14 protein-coding genes are annotated in these 14,071 nt (G+C 45.1%); 5 read left to right on the forward strand and 9 right to left on the reverse strand.

Annotated elements, in window-relative coordinates; translation table 11 throughout:
- Positions 1 to 1,452 carry an MDR family MFS transporter gene (locus M1D59_RS18175; protein ID WP_023856264.1) on the forward strand — a complete coding sequence of 484 codons (1,452 nt, stop codon included), beginning with the start codon at positions 1 to 3 and terminating at the stop codon, positions 1,450 to 1,452.
- 39 nt (positions 1,453 to 1,491) lie between these two features.
- On the opposite strand, the gene M1D59_RS18180 is transcribed toward M1D59_RS18175, so the two are convergent.
- Both M1D59_RS18180 and M1D59_RS18185 read right to left on the reverse strand, forming a co-directional pair.
- Positions 1,492 to 2,331 carry an aldo/keto reductase gene (locus M1D59_RS18180; RefSeq protein ID WP_020452931.1) on the reverse strand — a complete coding sequence of 280 codons (840 nt, stop codon included), beginning with the start codon at positions 2,329 to 2,331 and terminating at the stop codon, positions 1,492 to 1,494.
- Positions 2,332 to 2,418: 87 nt separating this feature from the next.
- The gene (locus tag M1D59_RS18185; protein WP_458117567.1) at positions 2,419 to 3,279 is read right to left on the reverse strand and encodes an ROK family protein; all 861 of its coding nucleotides are present in this window, start codon (positions 3,277 to 3,279) and stop codon (positions 2,419 to 2,421) included.
- A gap of 264 nt (positions 3,280 to 3,543) precedes the next feature.
- Here M1D59_RS18185 and M1D59_RS18190 point away from each other — a divergent pair, with 264 nt between their 5' ends.
- Positions 3,544 to 4,668, forward strand: coding sequence for an aminotransferase class V-fold PLP-dependent enzyme (locus M1D59_RS18190; protein ID WP_458117568.1), 1,125 nt, complete (start codon positions 3,544 to 3,546; stop codon positions 4,666 to 4,668).
- A 76-nt stretch (positions 4,669 to 4,744) separates the two neighbouring features.
- Positions 4,745 to 5,155, forward strand: coding sequence for a DUF5412 domain-containing protein (locus tag M1D59_RS18195; protein WP_101561474.1), 411 nt, complete (start codon positions 4,745 to 4,747; stop codon positions 5,153 to 5,155).
- Between the two features lie 88 nt (positions 5,156 to 5,243).
- Here the strand turns inward: M1D59_RS18195 and M1D59_RS18200 are convergent, their stop codons facing one another.
- From M1D59_RS18200 to M1D59_RS18210, 3 genes are all read right to left on the reverse strand, one after another.
- Entirely contained in the window at positions 5,244 to 6,128 is an 885-nt protein-coding gene (locus M1D59_RS18200; RefSeq protein WP_023856268.1) for an alpha/beta fold hydrolase, read from the reverse strand.
- A 474-nt stretch (positions 6,129 to 6,602) separates the two neighbouring features.
- The gene (gene helD, locus M1D59_RS18205; protein ID WP_458117569.1) at positions 6,603 to 8,939 is read right to left on the reverse strand and encodes an RNA polymerase recycling motor HelD; all 2,337 of its coding nucleotides are present in this window, start codon (positions 8,937 to 8,939) and stop codon (positions 6,603 to 6,605) included.
- Between the two features lie 178 nt (positions 8,940 to 9,117).
- Positions 9,118 to 9,726 (reverse strand): trimeric intracellular cation channel family protein, encoded by a 609-nt coding sequence (locus M1D59_RS18210; protein ID WP_003185205.1) that lies wholly within the window; start codon positions 9,724 to 9,726, stop codon positions 9,118 to 9,120.
- Between the two features lie 124 nt (positions 9,727 to 9,850).
- Here M1D59_RS18210 and M1D59_RS18215 point away from each other — a divergent pair, with 124 nt between their 5' ends.
- Positions 9,851 to 10,363, forward strand: coding sequence for a GrpB family protein (locus tag M1D59_RS18215; protein WP_458117570.1), 513 nt, complete (start codon positions 9,851 to 9,853; stop codon positions 10,361 to 10,363).
- A 209-nt stretch (positions 10,364 to 10,572) separates the two neighbouring features.
- Here the strand turns inward: M1D59_RS18215 and M1D59_RS18220 are convergent, their stop codons facing one another.
- On the reverse strand, positions 10,573 to 11,271 hold the full coding sequence (locus M1D59_RS18220) for a Crp/Fnr family transcriptional regulator (protein ID WP_458117571.1): 699 nt from the start codon (positions 11,269 to 11,271) through the stop codon (positions 10,573 to 10,575).
- 97 nt (positions 11,272 to 11,368) lie between these two features.
- Between M1D59_RS18220 and M1D59_RS18225 the strand changes: the two genes are divergently transcribed.
- Positions 11,369 to 12,133 (forward strand): HAD-IIB family hydrolase, encoded by a 765-nt coding sequence (locus M1D59_RS18225; RefSeq protein ID WP_458117572.1) that lies wholly within the window; start codon positions 11,369 to 11,371, stop codon positions 12,131 to 12,133.
- Positions 12,134 to 12,267: 134 nt separating this feature from the next.
- Here the strand turns inward: M1D59_RS18225 and M1D59_RS18230 are convergent, their stop codons facing one another.
- From M1D59_RS18230 to M1D59_RS18240, 3 genes are all read right to left on the reverse strand, one after another.
- Positions 12,268 to 12,753 carry an N-acetyltransferase family protein gene (locus tag M1D59_RS18230; RefSeq protein ID WP_458118056.1) on the reverse strand — a complete coding sequence of 162 codons (486 nt, stop codon included), beginning with the start codon at positions 12,751 to 12,753 and terminating at the stop codon, positions 12,268 to 12,270.
- A 96-nt stretch (positions 12,754 to 12,849) separates the two neighbouring features.
- Positions 12,850 to 13,263, reverse strand: a complete 414-nt coding sequence (locus tag M1D59_RS18235; RefSeq protein WP_003185211.1) for a disulfide oxidoreductase — start codon at positions 13,261 to 13,263, stop codon at positions 12,850 to 12,852.
- Positions 13,253 to 13,948, reverse strand: a complete 696-nt coding sequence (locus M1D59_RS18240) for a thioredoxin domain-containing protein (RefSeq protein ID WP_458117573.1) — start codon at positions 13,946 to 13,948, stop codon at positions 13,253 to 13,255. The genes M1D59_RS18235 and M1D59_RS18240 overlap by 11 nt, the downstream gene beginning before the upstream one ends.
- Positions 13,949 to 14,071: the final 123 nt, after the last annotated feature.

Genomic DNA, 14,071 nt, shown 5'->3' on the forward strand with positions numbered 1-14,071 from the left:
ATGAGTGAAACACAGCATAAGACAAATCAATTGCCGATTGTTGCCGTCTTGATTATGGGGACTTTTATCGCCATTTTGAATCAGACGCTATTGACGACCGCTTTGCCTCCGATCATGAGGGACTTAAACATTACGCCGGGGCTTGCCCAATGGCTGACGACCGTTTTTATGCTCGTGAATGGGATCATGATTCCAGTTACGGCTTTTTTAATTGAAAAATTCACGACGAGAAAGCTGTTCATGGCGGCAATGTCTTTATTTACGGCTGGGACTCTGATCTGCGCCTTGTCATTCAGCTTTCCGGCGCTGATTGCAGGACGCGTCGTCCAGGCGGCCGGCGCGGGCATTATGATGCCATTGATGCAGACGGTGCTTTTATTGATTTTCCCAAAAGAAAAGCGTGGATCAGCGATGGGAATGGTCGGGCTTGTGATTGCCTTCGCTCCCGCTGTCGGACCGACCCTGTCAGGCTGGATCGTCGACCGCTACCCTTGGGAAGTATTGTTTTATCTGTTGCTTCCGTTTGCCGTTATCGACATGATTGCCGCACACTTTATTTTAAAAAATGTCACCGAACAGACGTCACCTAAGATGGATGTTACTTCCATCATCTTGTCTTCACTTGGCTTCGGCGGCATTTTGTACGCCTTCAGCAGCGCCGGTGTTGCGGGCTGGACGGGTGCGGACGTGCTGGCTGGCTTCGCGGTCGGCAGCGTTACGCTGTTTTGGTTCATTTGGAGGCAGCTCCATTTGGAAGAACCGATTTTGGAATTCAGGGTATTTAAATATCCGATGTTTACACTTGCGACGATTATCGGGATGGTAGTCTTTATGTCGATGATCGGAGCGGCGACGATCGTGCCGATGTATATGCAGGATATGCGCCATTTCACGGCGATGGAATCGGGAATGATGCTGTTTCCGGGAGCTGTCGTGATGGGGCTGATGTCTCCGATTACCGGAAGAATTTTTGACAAAATCGGTGCGCGGATCTTGAGCATCACCGGTTTGACGGCGATCTTCGTGACCACATTGCTCTTGACCCATCTGACAAAGACGACGCCTTTTGCGTATTTGTCTGTCGTCTATGCGATTCGGATGGTCGGCATGGGGATGGTGCTCATGCCTGTTACAACAGCCGGCTTGAACCAGCTCCCGCGCCATTTGATTCCTCACGGAACGGCCATGAACAATACGATGAGACAGATGTCCGGATCGATCGGGACGGCTGTTCTCATCACCATCATGACACAGCGTGCGCTGGCCGATCCTGCCGGTCCGTCTTCGGATACAGCGATGATTCACGGCGTCAATCTGGCGTTTATGACCGCGGCCGCATTGTCGGGAATCGGATTGGTTCTCTCATTCTTTATTAAGCAGCACCGCCGCGGACGGCTCGACGGCAGCAGAAGGAAACAAGCGAAAGGCCGCTTGGCCATTCATGAAAAATAATAAATCCCGGGTTTTTATGAACCCGGGATTTTCTTATGCTTATTCGAATCCGTGAACCATTGTGTCAGGATCGGGACCGACGCGCTCATCTTTGTTAAGAGCGTTGATTTTTTCGATATCTTCCGCTGTTAATTCAAAGTCAAATATGTCGGCATTTTCAATAATGCGGTGTTCTTTGATTGACTTCGGAATGGTAATGACTTCATTTTGCAAATCCCAGCGCAGGATGACTTGAGCGACGGATTTGTTGTATTTTTTAGCGATGTCAGTCAGCACTTGATCATCGAGGAGTTTTCCCTGCATGAGCGGAGACCATGCTTCCACCTGAATGCCCTGCTTTTTGCAGTAGTCCCTGAGCTCAGCCTGAGTCAGCCGCGGATGGAACTCAACCTGATTGACCATCGGTTTAATTTCCGCATCTTCCAATAAGCTTTCCAAATGGTGCACATTGAAGTTGCTGACGCCGATCGCTTTTACTCTGCCGTCTTTGTACAGCTTTTCAAGCGCGCGCCACGTATCTTTATATTTGTCTTTTCCAGGCCAATGAATCAAATATAAATCAAGGTAGTCAAGGCCGAGTTTTCGAAGGGTTTCATCAAAAGCCGCCAATGTTTTTTCATATCCCTGATCGCTGTTCCAAACCTTTGACGTGATGAAAAGCTCTTCGCGGGGAACGCCTGCTTCTTTAATCCCTTTGCCGACGCCTTCTTCGTTTTGATAGATAGCGGCTGTGTCAATGCTCCGGTATCCGTTTTTAATGGCTGCTTTCACAGATTCTACAACTTGGCTGCCTTCTTCCACTTTGAAAACTCCAAGTCCGAACCATGGCATTTTCACACCGTTATGTAATGTCACAGTATCCTTTAAACTGCTTACCATTTTGAACGACCACCTTTCTTTTTTTCATGCTTTTAAACGCACCGCTGTTATTATCTCACACTGGGTGGATTTTACAAAACAACTTGCTCAACCGGCTTCATAAGCCAAAGCGAGCGCACCGGTGATTCCCTGATCGTCGCCGAGACCCGGCGGCACGATGTATCCTTCAAGATCAGGCAGGTCAACATATCCGTTCATATATTCGGCAAGCTTTTTGCGAATCAGCGGGAACAGCTGCTGCTGCTTCATGACACCGCCGCCCATGATGATTTTTTCAGGGCACAGGATCAAGATATATTGCATGAGAGCCTGCGCTAAGTAGTCGGCTTCAATCTCCCAAACTTCCTCGTTTTCAGCCAAATCATTGCCCTTTTTCCCCCAGCGCTTTTCAAGCGCCGGACCCGATGCCATTCCTTCAAGGCAGTCCTTGTGATACGGACAGATTCCTTCAAACGTATCGTGCGGATGCCGTCTAATGAGAAGGTGACCCATTTCAGGATGGAGCGTGCTCTGCACGAGCCGGCCGCCGACAATCGCTCCTGCTCCGATTCCTGTACCGACTGTAATATACAAGCAGCTTTCCAAGCCTTGCGCCGCTCCTTTTGTCAGTTCGCCAAGCGCGGCAGCGTTTACATCAGTCGTAAACGAAACCGGTATGCCGAGCCTTTTTTTCAACTCGGGAATAAACGGGTACCCCTTCCAGGCTAATTTCGGCGTATTGGTTATGTATCCGTAATCCTCTTTATCTTTTGCAACGGATATAGGTCCAAAAGAGCCCACTCCTATTGATGTGAGCTGATACCTGCTGAAGAAATCAGTCAGTTTTCCAATAGTCTCTTCAGGAGTCTCCGTCGGGATCGTCAGCCTGTCAATGATTTCTCCTTTTTCTGTTCCAACTGCACAAACAAACTTTGTGCCTCCTGCTTCTATTGCACCGTAATGTTTCATCCTCTCGGCTCCTTTTCATCTGTTTGAATTGCTTTAATTGAATCATAAATCAGACGATGAAAGAAAGCAATCGCACTGAACAATGATTCACCAGAGCATGGGAGCTTTTGATGCTGACGGAAGAAAGCTTCCCGAAAATGTGACAGTTTTCAAACAGCTGCAGCGGTTGTTCTTTCGCTTAAAGAGGCTTCTGCCCGCTTAATTTCAACTGTGAAAAAGAGGATTTTTTCAGGCCCGCTCGAAGCTTTAATGAGGAGGGATATCATGAAGCATCCATTCCACACTTACCGTTCTTTATTTCCGATATTGTCTGGTCATGTTCACCTTGCCGCATGCTCCGGCAGCGCGTTGGCTCTGCCTGTTGCCAAAGCGGTTGATGAGTATCAGAACGGCCTTTTAACAGCCGGTGCAGACTGGAAAGCGCATCTCGACAAGATGGATGAAGCCAAGGAAAAATTTGCCCGGCTGATCGGTGCCGAAAAAGAAGAGATAGCCGTTTTGCCGTCAGTATCTGACGCAGTGGCGGCTGTCGCTTCTTCATTGCCGCAGCCACCACACCGAAGGCAGATCGCCTTCACGGATATCGATTTTCCTGCCGTCGGCCAAATTTGGCTTGCGCAAGACCGCTTCAAAGATCACCTCATCATCATTCAGAGCGAAGACGGGATGATTGACTTGGAACAATACGAAAAAGACGTTACCGATCAGACGCTCTTGACTTGTGTACCCCATGCCGGCTATCGGAACGGGTTTAAACAAGATGTAAAACAGATTGCCGAGATTGTTCATCAAAAAGGATCGCTTTTATTTGTCGACGCCTATCAAACCGCCGGACACATTCCGATTCATGTCAAAGACATGGATATCGACATCCTTGCGGCGGGGACGCGCAAGTACATGCTCGGCATTCCCGGAACGGCTTTTTTGTATATGAAACGCGAACTTTGCGGACAATTTGAGCCGAAGACGGCCGGCTGGTTCGGCAGGAACAAACCATTTGCCTTAGATTCATGCTTTGCGGAAGGTGCGAAACGCTTCGAGTCGGGGACACCGTCATTTATCAGCATTTACGCGGCAGACGCGGCACTGAAGCTGCTGCTTGAAGCAGAGCCCGACAGGATCGAGCCCTACCTGCGGGAGCTCGCGGCATTCTCTTTGCAATGCGGGGCGGAAAAAGGCCTGAAGATCATAGGCCCCGAGACCGTACATAACAGAACAAGCCTGATCTCGGTGTATGCCGAAGAGGCTGGCCGTATGGAAGCTCTCTTGCGTGAAAAGCATATCATCGTCTCAGCGCGAAACAACGTCATCAGAATAGCCCCGCATTTTTACAATACAAAGGAGGAAATCGGGTTTGTGATGGATGAGATGGCGGCGCTCTTTGGTTAACCCTGCTTCAAAATAGACAGAATACGATTTTTTCCTTAAACTATAAAAAACAATTTTCATCAAGGAATGAGACAAATTGGAGCTTTATATTGACGGAGAAATAGAAAAGCAGAGGAAGTTACCGTGCCGAAGCGTCTTGTTTGCCATTTTGGCTGTTTTGCTTGCGTCAGGCATTACCATCGGATATATCGTGTATACGCATTTTTACTCGATGAATCATCTGCCGAAAGGAAATTGGATTCAGTCTTCCGCTTCGCCGAATCAAGCATACAACCTGAATTTGTATAGCGTGAATAAAGGCGGGGGAACGAACTCCCCTTCCGTCAGAGGGGAATTGACAACGGTTGCCACCGGTGAACGAAAAAACATCTATTGGGGATACGAAGAAGAACATGTCAAAATCGAATGGCAGGACAAATACCATGTGTCCATCAACAACAACGTGCTGGATGTCAGAACTGATATATATGATGGAAGAAGAGAGTGACAGCGTCACTCTCAGCCTTTGAAAAAAGTTTGTATGACCGCTCGTATAAGCCGCTGCATCTCCATGAAATGGACAACAAAACTGTGGTTTATTTACTGAAAAAACGTAATATACGTTCATTTACGTATTGAGGCTGTTCCATTGATAAAACGTGACCTGCCTGTTTTATGATTTCCGCTTCAATACCTGGAACTAATGTTGAGGCGCGATGTAAGGCTGATTGCGGGTCATAGATGACTTCATGCTCACCCAGCAATAATAGAATAGGGACTTTTACTGATTTTAATTCGTCGTCAGTGAAAACATACGGAAATCCGTCGGCGTTAGGCCTTGGCTGTCTTAATCCATCCTGCCACATTACGCCTGCATGAAACTGCTCTGCAAAAACCGGGTGTAACACATTACGATCTGTCATCATCCAATTTAAGAAATTCTCTACTCCATCAGGCTCTGTGAGGCTAAGAGCGTATTGATAAAAATCGTGATGAAACGGCAAAAATGTTTCCGCGGGACTAAGGATCGCTGCGCTCTCTACTCTCTCTGGCGCACGTAAAGCGAAATTCATCGTATGAAGCCCGCCAAGCGAAAGACCAACCATGTGCGACTTCTCTATCCCCAAAGCGTCGAACACTTCGAGAAGCCAATCAGCGTAACCCGCCCTCGTACCGCATAAATCTGCAGGGATGCTTTTGTTCTTATCACCTATGATATCAATTGCGTATGTTCGGTATTTGCTGCTCCAATCCTCGATATTGGGGTACCACATAGTGGAACTGAATAATGCGCCGTGAAGCAATACAAGCGGCGGGGCATCTTCAGGTCCGCTTGCAATAATATGCGTTTGGCCGAAACGGGTAGATACGTAGAAAGTTTTGTAATGAACTGGCCAAAGACCAAGGCTTTCCTTATAAGCCCGAAAATAGCGAATGCCGCTGTCACTTAAATCAGGGGTAATCGGTGAATGGTTTGACATGAAATATTTCCCTCCCAATAAATCCTCTTCAAATGAATATGCCGTTTCGTGCAGGGGAGTTTGTCATTATATATAACAGACTCTATATATAATATATTACAGAATAAATTAATCATCAAATCCCAATTTTAAAAAGATTTATATTATGATACAGAACTATAAAATTTAATATAACAGATTTTAATTAACGATTTCGATTTCGTAATCTCCTGCATGTAAAATGAAAATAGAAAATATGTTATATATCCTCAAGAAAAAGAGAAGCGATTTGATGAATAAAAGCTTTTATATTATTTAGCCAGACCACTTTCCTCTATATATGCTGGAAATCATTTCATTTTTGTTTAAGATGACAAACTCTTTAACCTGCCAGAATATGAAGAAGATTGCCACAGACTCAGCCTAGTGTAGAAAAGTTTGTAAATAAAAAAACTTATAGAAACAATGGTTTCTCCAAAAAAGAGAGTGACACCGTCACTCTCTTTTCGTGTACATATCATTTGAAACACCGTTTAAAAAATGCGTTTCCTCTCCAAGGGAAAAGAGATGGAGCTCATGCATCGCCCTCGTGCACGCCGTATAAAACAGAGTCCGCTCTCTCTCTTTTTTGTATTGTTTTTCAGAAGCGTCATAAATGACGACGGCATCAAATTCGATCCCTTTCGCCAAATAGACGGGAATGACGATCACCCCTTTTTGAAACGTTCTCGTTTCTTTATCGATCAGTTTAAGCTCTGTATGCTGCTGAAGATGCCGGAACGCATCCCTGCATTCCCGGACTGTTTTACAGATGACTGCAATCGTCTCAAGTCCTTCTTTTTGAAGGGCGGTTATAAGGGAAGCCATCTGTTTATGGTGTGCATGAAGGTCGGCCGATATTGTCAAGGTCGGTTTTTTGCCGTTCCTGTTAAAGGCTTCGATCTCTTCGCCTCCCTCGATAATGCGCTTTGTCAATTCAACAATTTCTTTCGTCGACCTGTAGCTGCGCTTCAAGGTGATGATCTCCGTTTTTTCGCCTTCAAACACGCCTCCCGACAGGAGCGTCTTATCGTGATAGGCATGGGCAAGAATCGCCTGGTTTAAGTCTCCCAGCATTGTGATGCTGCACGCGGGAAACAGGCTCTTCAAAAAAGCAAGCTGAAAAGGCGTGTAATCCTGGGCTTCATCAATGAATAAATGGCGGATTGCCGTGTTTTTTCTCCCGCCTGTTAGCTGGTTTTTCATATATAAAAAAGGGACGGCATCTTCATAAGGCAGCTTCTCAAAACGAAAGCTTTTCCGGGTGAATGTGCAAGTGCTTTGCCAGTCATCAGGACGGGTTTGCGGGGTATAGCGCCCGGAAAAAAGCTGAAGGTACGTTCCTTTAAAATCAATAAAGCCGAACGCTTTTACCGCTTGCTTGAGCGGTTTGAACTCCCTTTCGGCAATGATAGCGGCAAGGAGGTTTTGTTCCCTTTCATAATCGTCAAACGTATTCTCCGTAAATCGCTGTTCTTCCTGAAGACGTTTATAGGCCTTTAAATATTCCTCTTTATCCAGCAGCTCGCTTTCCTCGATGACCCAGTCTTTTTTTCTTTCTTGGCGTTCGTATTTGTTCAGCAGATGTAACAGCCATTTCCCCGTTTTTTCAATCCGGTTGGACAGCGTATCTGCATGATCAAGGGCCGCGAAAAATTCCCGCACCTGATCGCTTGTAATGATCCTTTTTCCGCGAAAGGCGATATGTTTAAACACCAGATCCAGACGCCCTTTTGCCAAACATTTGACATAATCATCGATAATGCCTTTGAAGGCCAGACCTGATTTCAATTCGATTGATTTCATCCGGATGCGCTGCTCCTCATCGTCTGAAGCCGTTAAACAATATTCGAGCTGATCGAACGGAGTCTCGCACGAAACCTGCTTTCCAAGGCGGCGCGCCACAAATTCCTGGAATGTCGTCTGCTGGATGTTTTCCTCTCCGAGCTCAGGCAGAACATTGCCGACATAGCTGTTAAAAAGCAGGTTTGGAGAGAATAGCACCATCTGGCTCGACTCGATCTGCCCGCGGCCGCGGTACAGCAAATACGCAGCCCGCTGCAATGCCGCCGACGTTTTTCCGCTGCCAGCCGCTCCCCGAACAATTAAAAAACGGCTTCTTTCGTTCCGAATAATCTGATTCTGCTCTTTTTGAATTGTGGCGACGATGCTTTTCATCTGAATATCTGCCTGCTGCCCCAGGACTTCCTGAAGAACTTCATCTCCAATCGCCATATCCGTATTAAACATCGCTTTCAGCCGGCCGTTTTTGAAGAGAAATTGCCTTTTCAGCTCAATCGTTCCCCTGACCGTCTCGTCCGGAACTTCGTATTGAGCCGTACCGGGACCATAGTTGTAAAACAGACTGGAAATCGGCGCTCTCCAATCATAAATCAAAAACCGCTCTTCTTTTTCGTCCATTAAAGAGGCGAGTCCGATGTAGACGGATTCAGCGTTTTCTTCGCCGTCCTCCAAAAAATCTACACGGCCGAAATAAGGCGATTCTTTCACTTTTAACAAGTTTTTCAACTCGTTGTAAAACTGCTTATGACTCCTTTCCCTTTCAGCCAAAAACTCAGCCTGCTGTTTAATGCTAAAAAATGTTTCAACCGCTTCGTTTTCATCGGCCAAGTTTACGGTGACATCGCTCCAGAAATGTTTCCGTAAATCGATGATATCCTCCTTCAATCCGCCGGTCTTTCCCTTTAGAGAATGAAGCTTCTGATCCAATTCCTTTAAAACAAGCCGGATTCGTTTTTCCTCTTCCAGCCATTCCTGACCGTTTTCCTGCACGCTGACCACTCCCTAAAAAGATTTGACATCAAAAAAGATTCATGATAAAATAAAAATGGGTAATACTATAATATTTGAAATTTTATGTTAAAATACACTTCATCTTATCATATAACCTTTGGTCAAATCAATATAAAAAGCCGATTTTTCAATCAACGAAAAATCGGCTTTTTTCTATTCAGCTGTGGGACCGCAGCGAACGATTCGGCAGCTTCCAGTTAAACATGTACGAACATACGCGGCATGCGACCAGCAAAGCAAACAGGATATACAGCGTGAGCGGCTTCTCCGCCCAGCCCATGCCGATAATGAATCCGCCCAAAGCGGCCCAAACGGCGTAGATCTCGGTTTTCAGCACGAGCGGCTTTCTTCCGGCCAAAAGATCCCGGATCATTCCGCCGCCGCTTCCTGTTAAGACCGCCGCAACGATCACCGCGCTGACCGGATGGTTCATGTGAACGGCATAAAGCGCTCCTTGTATCGCAAATGCGGCAAGACCGATCGCGTCTGAAAAGCTCCCCCAGATGCTCCAGTGCTTTAACAGGAGCTTCGGAAACAAAAAAACGATCGTGATCGAAACAAGAGCGATTAGAAACAGGCTCCCCTGCTCCCACAAGGCGGACACCGGAACTCCGATGAGCAGGTTTCTGATCGCCCCTCCGCCGAACGCCGTCACAATCCCCAATATATAAACTCCTAAAATATCATACTCTTCTTCCATTGCAACGATCGCTCCGCTGATCGCAAAAGCGACGGTACCGATGATGCTCAACACTTCCCAAGCCATCTAAGGTGTCCTCCATACTAAACTTCAATCTTTTTGATTTTATAACTTCTCCAACCTTTAAATCAACCCTCTCTGAATCAAAATATCTTATAATATAAAAAGACGTTTTTAAAGGGGTGGAAACATGGAACAGGAGATCATCATCGAAAAAGCGAAAGCCGGGTGGGCTCAGGAATTTGCAGCTGAAAAACAGCGGCTCACGGATGTCCTCGGAAAAAAAGTTCTCGCTATCGAACATATCGGCAGCACCTCTGTTCCCGGTCTTGCGGCAAAACCGGTGCTCGATCTGATGACCGGCGTCAACAGTCTCAGCGAAGCTTCAGCCTGGATCGAACCGCTTGAGCAGCTCGGTTATGAGCACGTATTTCACGAAGCCTTCCCTGCCAGGCGCTTTTTTCGAAAGGGAATGTGGAGGGCGGGCACACACCATCTGCACGTATATGTTTTTCAAAGCGAAGAATGGAAAAACCAGCTGAGATTCCGAAATTATTTAAGAAAGCACTCCGCCGAGCGGCAAGAATATGAAACATTGAAAAAAACCTTGGCGCGGCGCTTTCCATATGACCGCACCTCGTACACAAAAGGAAAAGAATCGTTCATCACAGCCGTGATTGAGAAAGCAAAAGAACAAGAATAGACGAAAGGAGCACATGAGATGTTACGAAAAACAAGGCATAAACTGATCACCATCGCTATCGCATTCATTATGGCTGTTTTATTGTATTATTATGTCCAATTCACGAAATGAACAAGTCAACTAAAAGATCTCCCAGGATCGGTTCGCATTGTCCATGTAATCTTCCGCTTTGTTATCCCTCCTCGGATTGCCTGAGATAACGGGGCTTTTTACTCAAAACGAATGCCATTTGATATCTTTTGCAATACACTCCGGTTTAGTATCCGGATGGAATTCCCCTTTTTTTCGATCACCTTTTTTTGAGAAAGGGAATGAATAACGCGATTTAAATGGCGGTGTGTCGTGCCAAGCAGGTTTGCGATTTCTTCAAAATTTGCCGTTTTCAGCTCCATTCCGAAGTTATTTTCATGTTCAGGTGACAGTGTGGACATGAGATAACTTGCAAACCGGTTTTCTACTGATGCTAATAGATTGACCCGGGAAGCAGTTGTGCAAGTTTGAAGTTTATAGCTTACATGATCTAAAAGCATATGCAACAGCTTTGGATTATTCATTTCATACCGTCTTAAATAGTCAAATGACAGCCCAATCAGCAAACATTGGCCGACTGCTTCAATTTGCGACTGAACGGGAACCCTGCGAATCAACTCAATATCCCCGATAATTGAAAAAGGATAGCTGAACCTTAACAAGAGGGATTTTCCGGTTTCAACGCTTGATGATACCTTCACTTTTCCTTCAACTAAAAACAAGAGGGAATCGATTTCCATTCCTTCGTATAGAATAATCTCGCCTGGCTCATATTGCTGCAATATAAATGGAATCTTATTTGGTTGACCAAACATTTTTTCAAGATGATAGTGGTGTAATTTTGCTTCAAGCAGCTTCGAATCTTGAACAATTTTCATTATGAAAGCTCCCTTTTTGGACATATGTCCTTTCCATTATAAGATCAACTGATAGGATAAGAGTAACAAAACGTTAAGGGATATAGGAGGAAATAAAATGAATTTTGTATTTGATCTGGATGGAACAATTTGTTTTAAAGGGCGTCCAGTTTCTGAAAAGCTGCTTAAGCCGTTAGAACAGCTGGCTTCTCAAGGGCATAAAGTCATCTTTGCCTCCGCAAGGCCAATCCGCGACTTACTCCCTGTTTTACACGAGAGATTCCACCACTATTCAATGATTGGCGGCAATGGCTCTATGGTTGCAGCAGATGGTAAAATCATTTCCACAGCGAGCTTTGATGAACAAACCTTCTCCGATATTGTTCGATTGCTGGAGGATTACCGGATGACATATTTAATAGATAGTGATTGGGATTATGCATATACCGGACCGGCCACACATCCGATTTTAAACAATTTAGATCCGCACAAACTTGCCAAAAACATTGAGATAGCTGAGCTTCGCAATATAGTGAAAATCCTGCTGCTTACTTCTACGAATATGAAAGAAGCGGAAGAACGGCTTGCCAAAATCGATGTTGTGGTTCACGTCCACGGAAATGAGGAAATCTTAGATATCAGTCCAAAAGGAGTCGATAAATGGCACGGACTTCAGAAGTTAGGCATAAAAAAAGACGAATTTATAGCATTCGGAAATGATGCAAACGATATACCCATGTTCAAACATGCGCTGTATTCGATTATGGTCGGGCAGCATTCCCGGCTTGGTACATATGCTTCTGAATCGCTGCCTTTAGATGACAATATAGAGTATGCCCTGATTCAAAAATTTGAAGAGCTTGAACATTTATATACCCGATAAGTTATGCACAATGCTGCACATGTATAGAGAGTATTCATTTTAATGTGAAAAGGCGAAGAAAGAGCAGGTGAGTTTTGTTGGCAAGGAACCTTCCGCCAACAAATCTTAACCTCTCATCTGTTCAAAAAACCGCCTTATACATGTAACACCAATTTAACCGTTTTAAGGATATGCCCTTCAAAGTCTTCATCATATTCGGAGACATCCTCAAAACCCTTCGCCTTGTAAAAGTATTTTCCGGTGCGGTTTTCTGTTTCAACCTCTACAAAGATCTTTTTTACTCCCTCCAAATGTTTTAGCCCCTCTTCCAATAATGCGGTTCCGATGCCTTTTCCTTGGTATTCCGGGGCTAAATAAATGGCAGCGAGATAGGCCTCTCCTCCTTCTCTTACAAATGAGTAGTTAACAAAGCCGACGATTTTTCCGTCCGCTTCTGAAACGAGCATTAACGAGTGTTCCAAACGCTGCTGCATTATCTCATCATTGTACGCTTTCTCTAAGAATTTCTCTTGAATATCGAAAGGGATTATCCCTTCATAAGTGTGATTCCAGCTTGTTTTGGCAATCTGCTGCACTTGTCGGATGTCTTTCTTTTTCATTTTACGAATCTTAAATTCCATCCTCATCATCCTTATCCATTTAATAATTTCCAAATATTATAGCATTCATTTTGTTGAACATGTAAAAAAAAAGAGCATTGTCAGACAATGCTCTTTTTACTCGTCTTTCCCCTTGAGAAAGCACATAAAAATGATAATCAAAATAAATGCGATAAGGGCGAGAAACGGAATCGTGATGAAACCGAACCAATTGATATACTGCCCTGAGCAAGGCACTCCTGTGACACACGGTTTAATACCGTTGAATCCGGGAATTTTTTGTTCCATGTAATGCATCAGGGAAATGCCTGCGCCGATCACCGCCATCGGCAGCACGTATTTTTTCACGCGGGCATCGCCCTGAAATGTCGCAATTCCAAGGATCAGCACGAGCGGATACATCATAATCCGCTGATACCAGCACAGTTCGCAAGGAATGAATTTACGGATTTCGCTGAAGTACAGGCTGCCTAGTGTCGCCGTTAATGAGACGATCCAGGCGCCGTACAGAAAAAGCAGTTTATTTTTCATCAGACTGGCCTTTCAGCTCTTTGGCGATCGTTTCTTTGATTTTGTCATAATCAAACGGTTTGTCGATTTTTACGTCGTTGACAAAGATCGTCGGCGTCGAGTCTACACTGTATTTGCTGATGAGCGAATTGTCCGTTTTTAATTGCTCAGAGAACGTTTTGTCATTTAAGCTGCTGATGAGCTTATCACGTTTGATTTTCGTATTCGCTTTCGTGATGTCCGCCAATTTTGCCGGCGTCGCCCACTCGTTTTCCATCGTGTCATTGTCAGGCTGCGCTTTGTACAGTGCTTCATGGAATTTCCAGAATGAAGCCGGATCTTCCTTCCATACTTGCTCGGAAGCGAGGGCGCTCAATTCAGAGCCTCTGCCGTGCTGTTCATTGACGAAGTTAATATATGAAAAATTAACTTGATCTTTATCGATGTAATCCTTTTTCAAATCCGGAAAGACGGTCTCAGTCCACTGTTTGCAGCTTGGGCATTTGTAATCTCCGAATTCTGTGATCGTTACAGTCGCATCTTTGTTGCCAAGAAGCGGCTGTCCTTCAGTTGAAGGCTTGTCATCAAAGGTTTGCGAAGCATTTTGGGTTTGATTGTTGAGTACGACAAGTCCGCCGATCAGAAAAACGACCACGACTGTCATAATCACTGCAAATTTCATCGGTGACTGCTGTTTCTTCTTCACTTAGACACCTCATTATTCTTATTTTTTAGTATGCCAGTTTGATAACCTCTTTCATTTTAACAAGACAAGCCGCATTCGTGAAGATGCTAAAAAAGGAATTTCCAGTTCATTAGGTGGTAAAAA

The sequence above is a fragment of the Bacillus sp. PK6-026 genome (genome assembly GCF_054161455.1).

Excerpts from the sequence above, each read along its gene's own strand:
- M1D59_RS18175 (WP_023856264.1), top strand. The coding sequence starts at position 1 with ATGAGTGAAACACAGCATAAGACAAATCAATTGCCGATTGTTGCCGTC.
- M1D59_RS18180 (WP_020452931.1), bottom strand. The coding sequence starts at position 2,331 with ATGGTAAGCAGTTTAAAGGATACTGTGACATTACATAACGGTGTGAAA.
- M1D59_RS18185 (WP_458117567.1), bottom strand. The coding sequence starts at position 3,279 with ATGAAACATTACGGTGCAATAGAAGCAGGAGGCACAAAGTTTGTTTGT.
- M1D59_RS18190 (WP_458117568.1), top strand. The coding sequence starts at position 3,544 with ATGAAGCATCCATTCCACACTTACCGTTCTTTATTTCCGATATTGTCT.
- M1D59_RS18200 (WP_023856268.1), bottom strand. The coding sequence starts at position 6,128 with ATGTCAAACCATTCACCGATTACCCCTGATTTAAGTGACAGCGGCATT.
- M1D59_RS18210 (WP_003185205.1), bottom strand. The coding sequence starts at position 9,726 with ATGGCTTGGGAAGTGTTGAGCATCATCGGTACCGTCGCTTTTGCGATC.
- M1D59_RS18215 (WP_458117570.1), top strand. The coding sequence starts at position 9,851 with ATGGAACAGGAGATCATCATCGAAAAAGCGAAAGCCGGGTGGGCTCAG.
- M1D59_RS18220 (WP_458117571.1), bottom strand. The coding sequence starts at position 11,271 with ATGAAAATTGTTCAAGATTCGAAGCTGCTTGAAGCAAAATTACACCAC.
- M1D59_RS18225 (WP_458117572.1), top strand. The coding sequence starts at position 11,369 with ATGAATTTTGTATTTGATCTGGATGGAACAATTTGTTTTAAAGGGCGT.
- M1D59_RS18230 (WP_458118056.1), bottom strand. The coding sequence starts at position 12,753 with ATGGAATTTAAGATTCGTAAAATGAAAAAGAAAGACATCCGACAAGTG.
- M1D59_RS18235 (WP_003185211.1), bottom strand. The coding sequence starts at position 13,263 with ATGAAAAATAAACTGCTTTTTCTGTACGGCGCCTGGATCGTCTCATTA.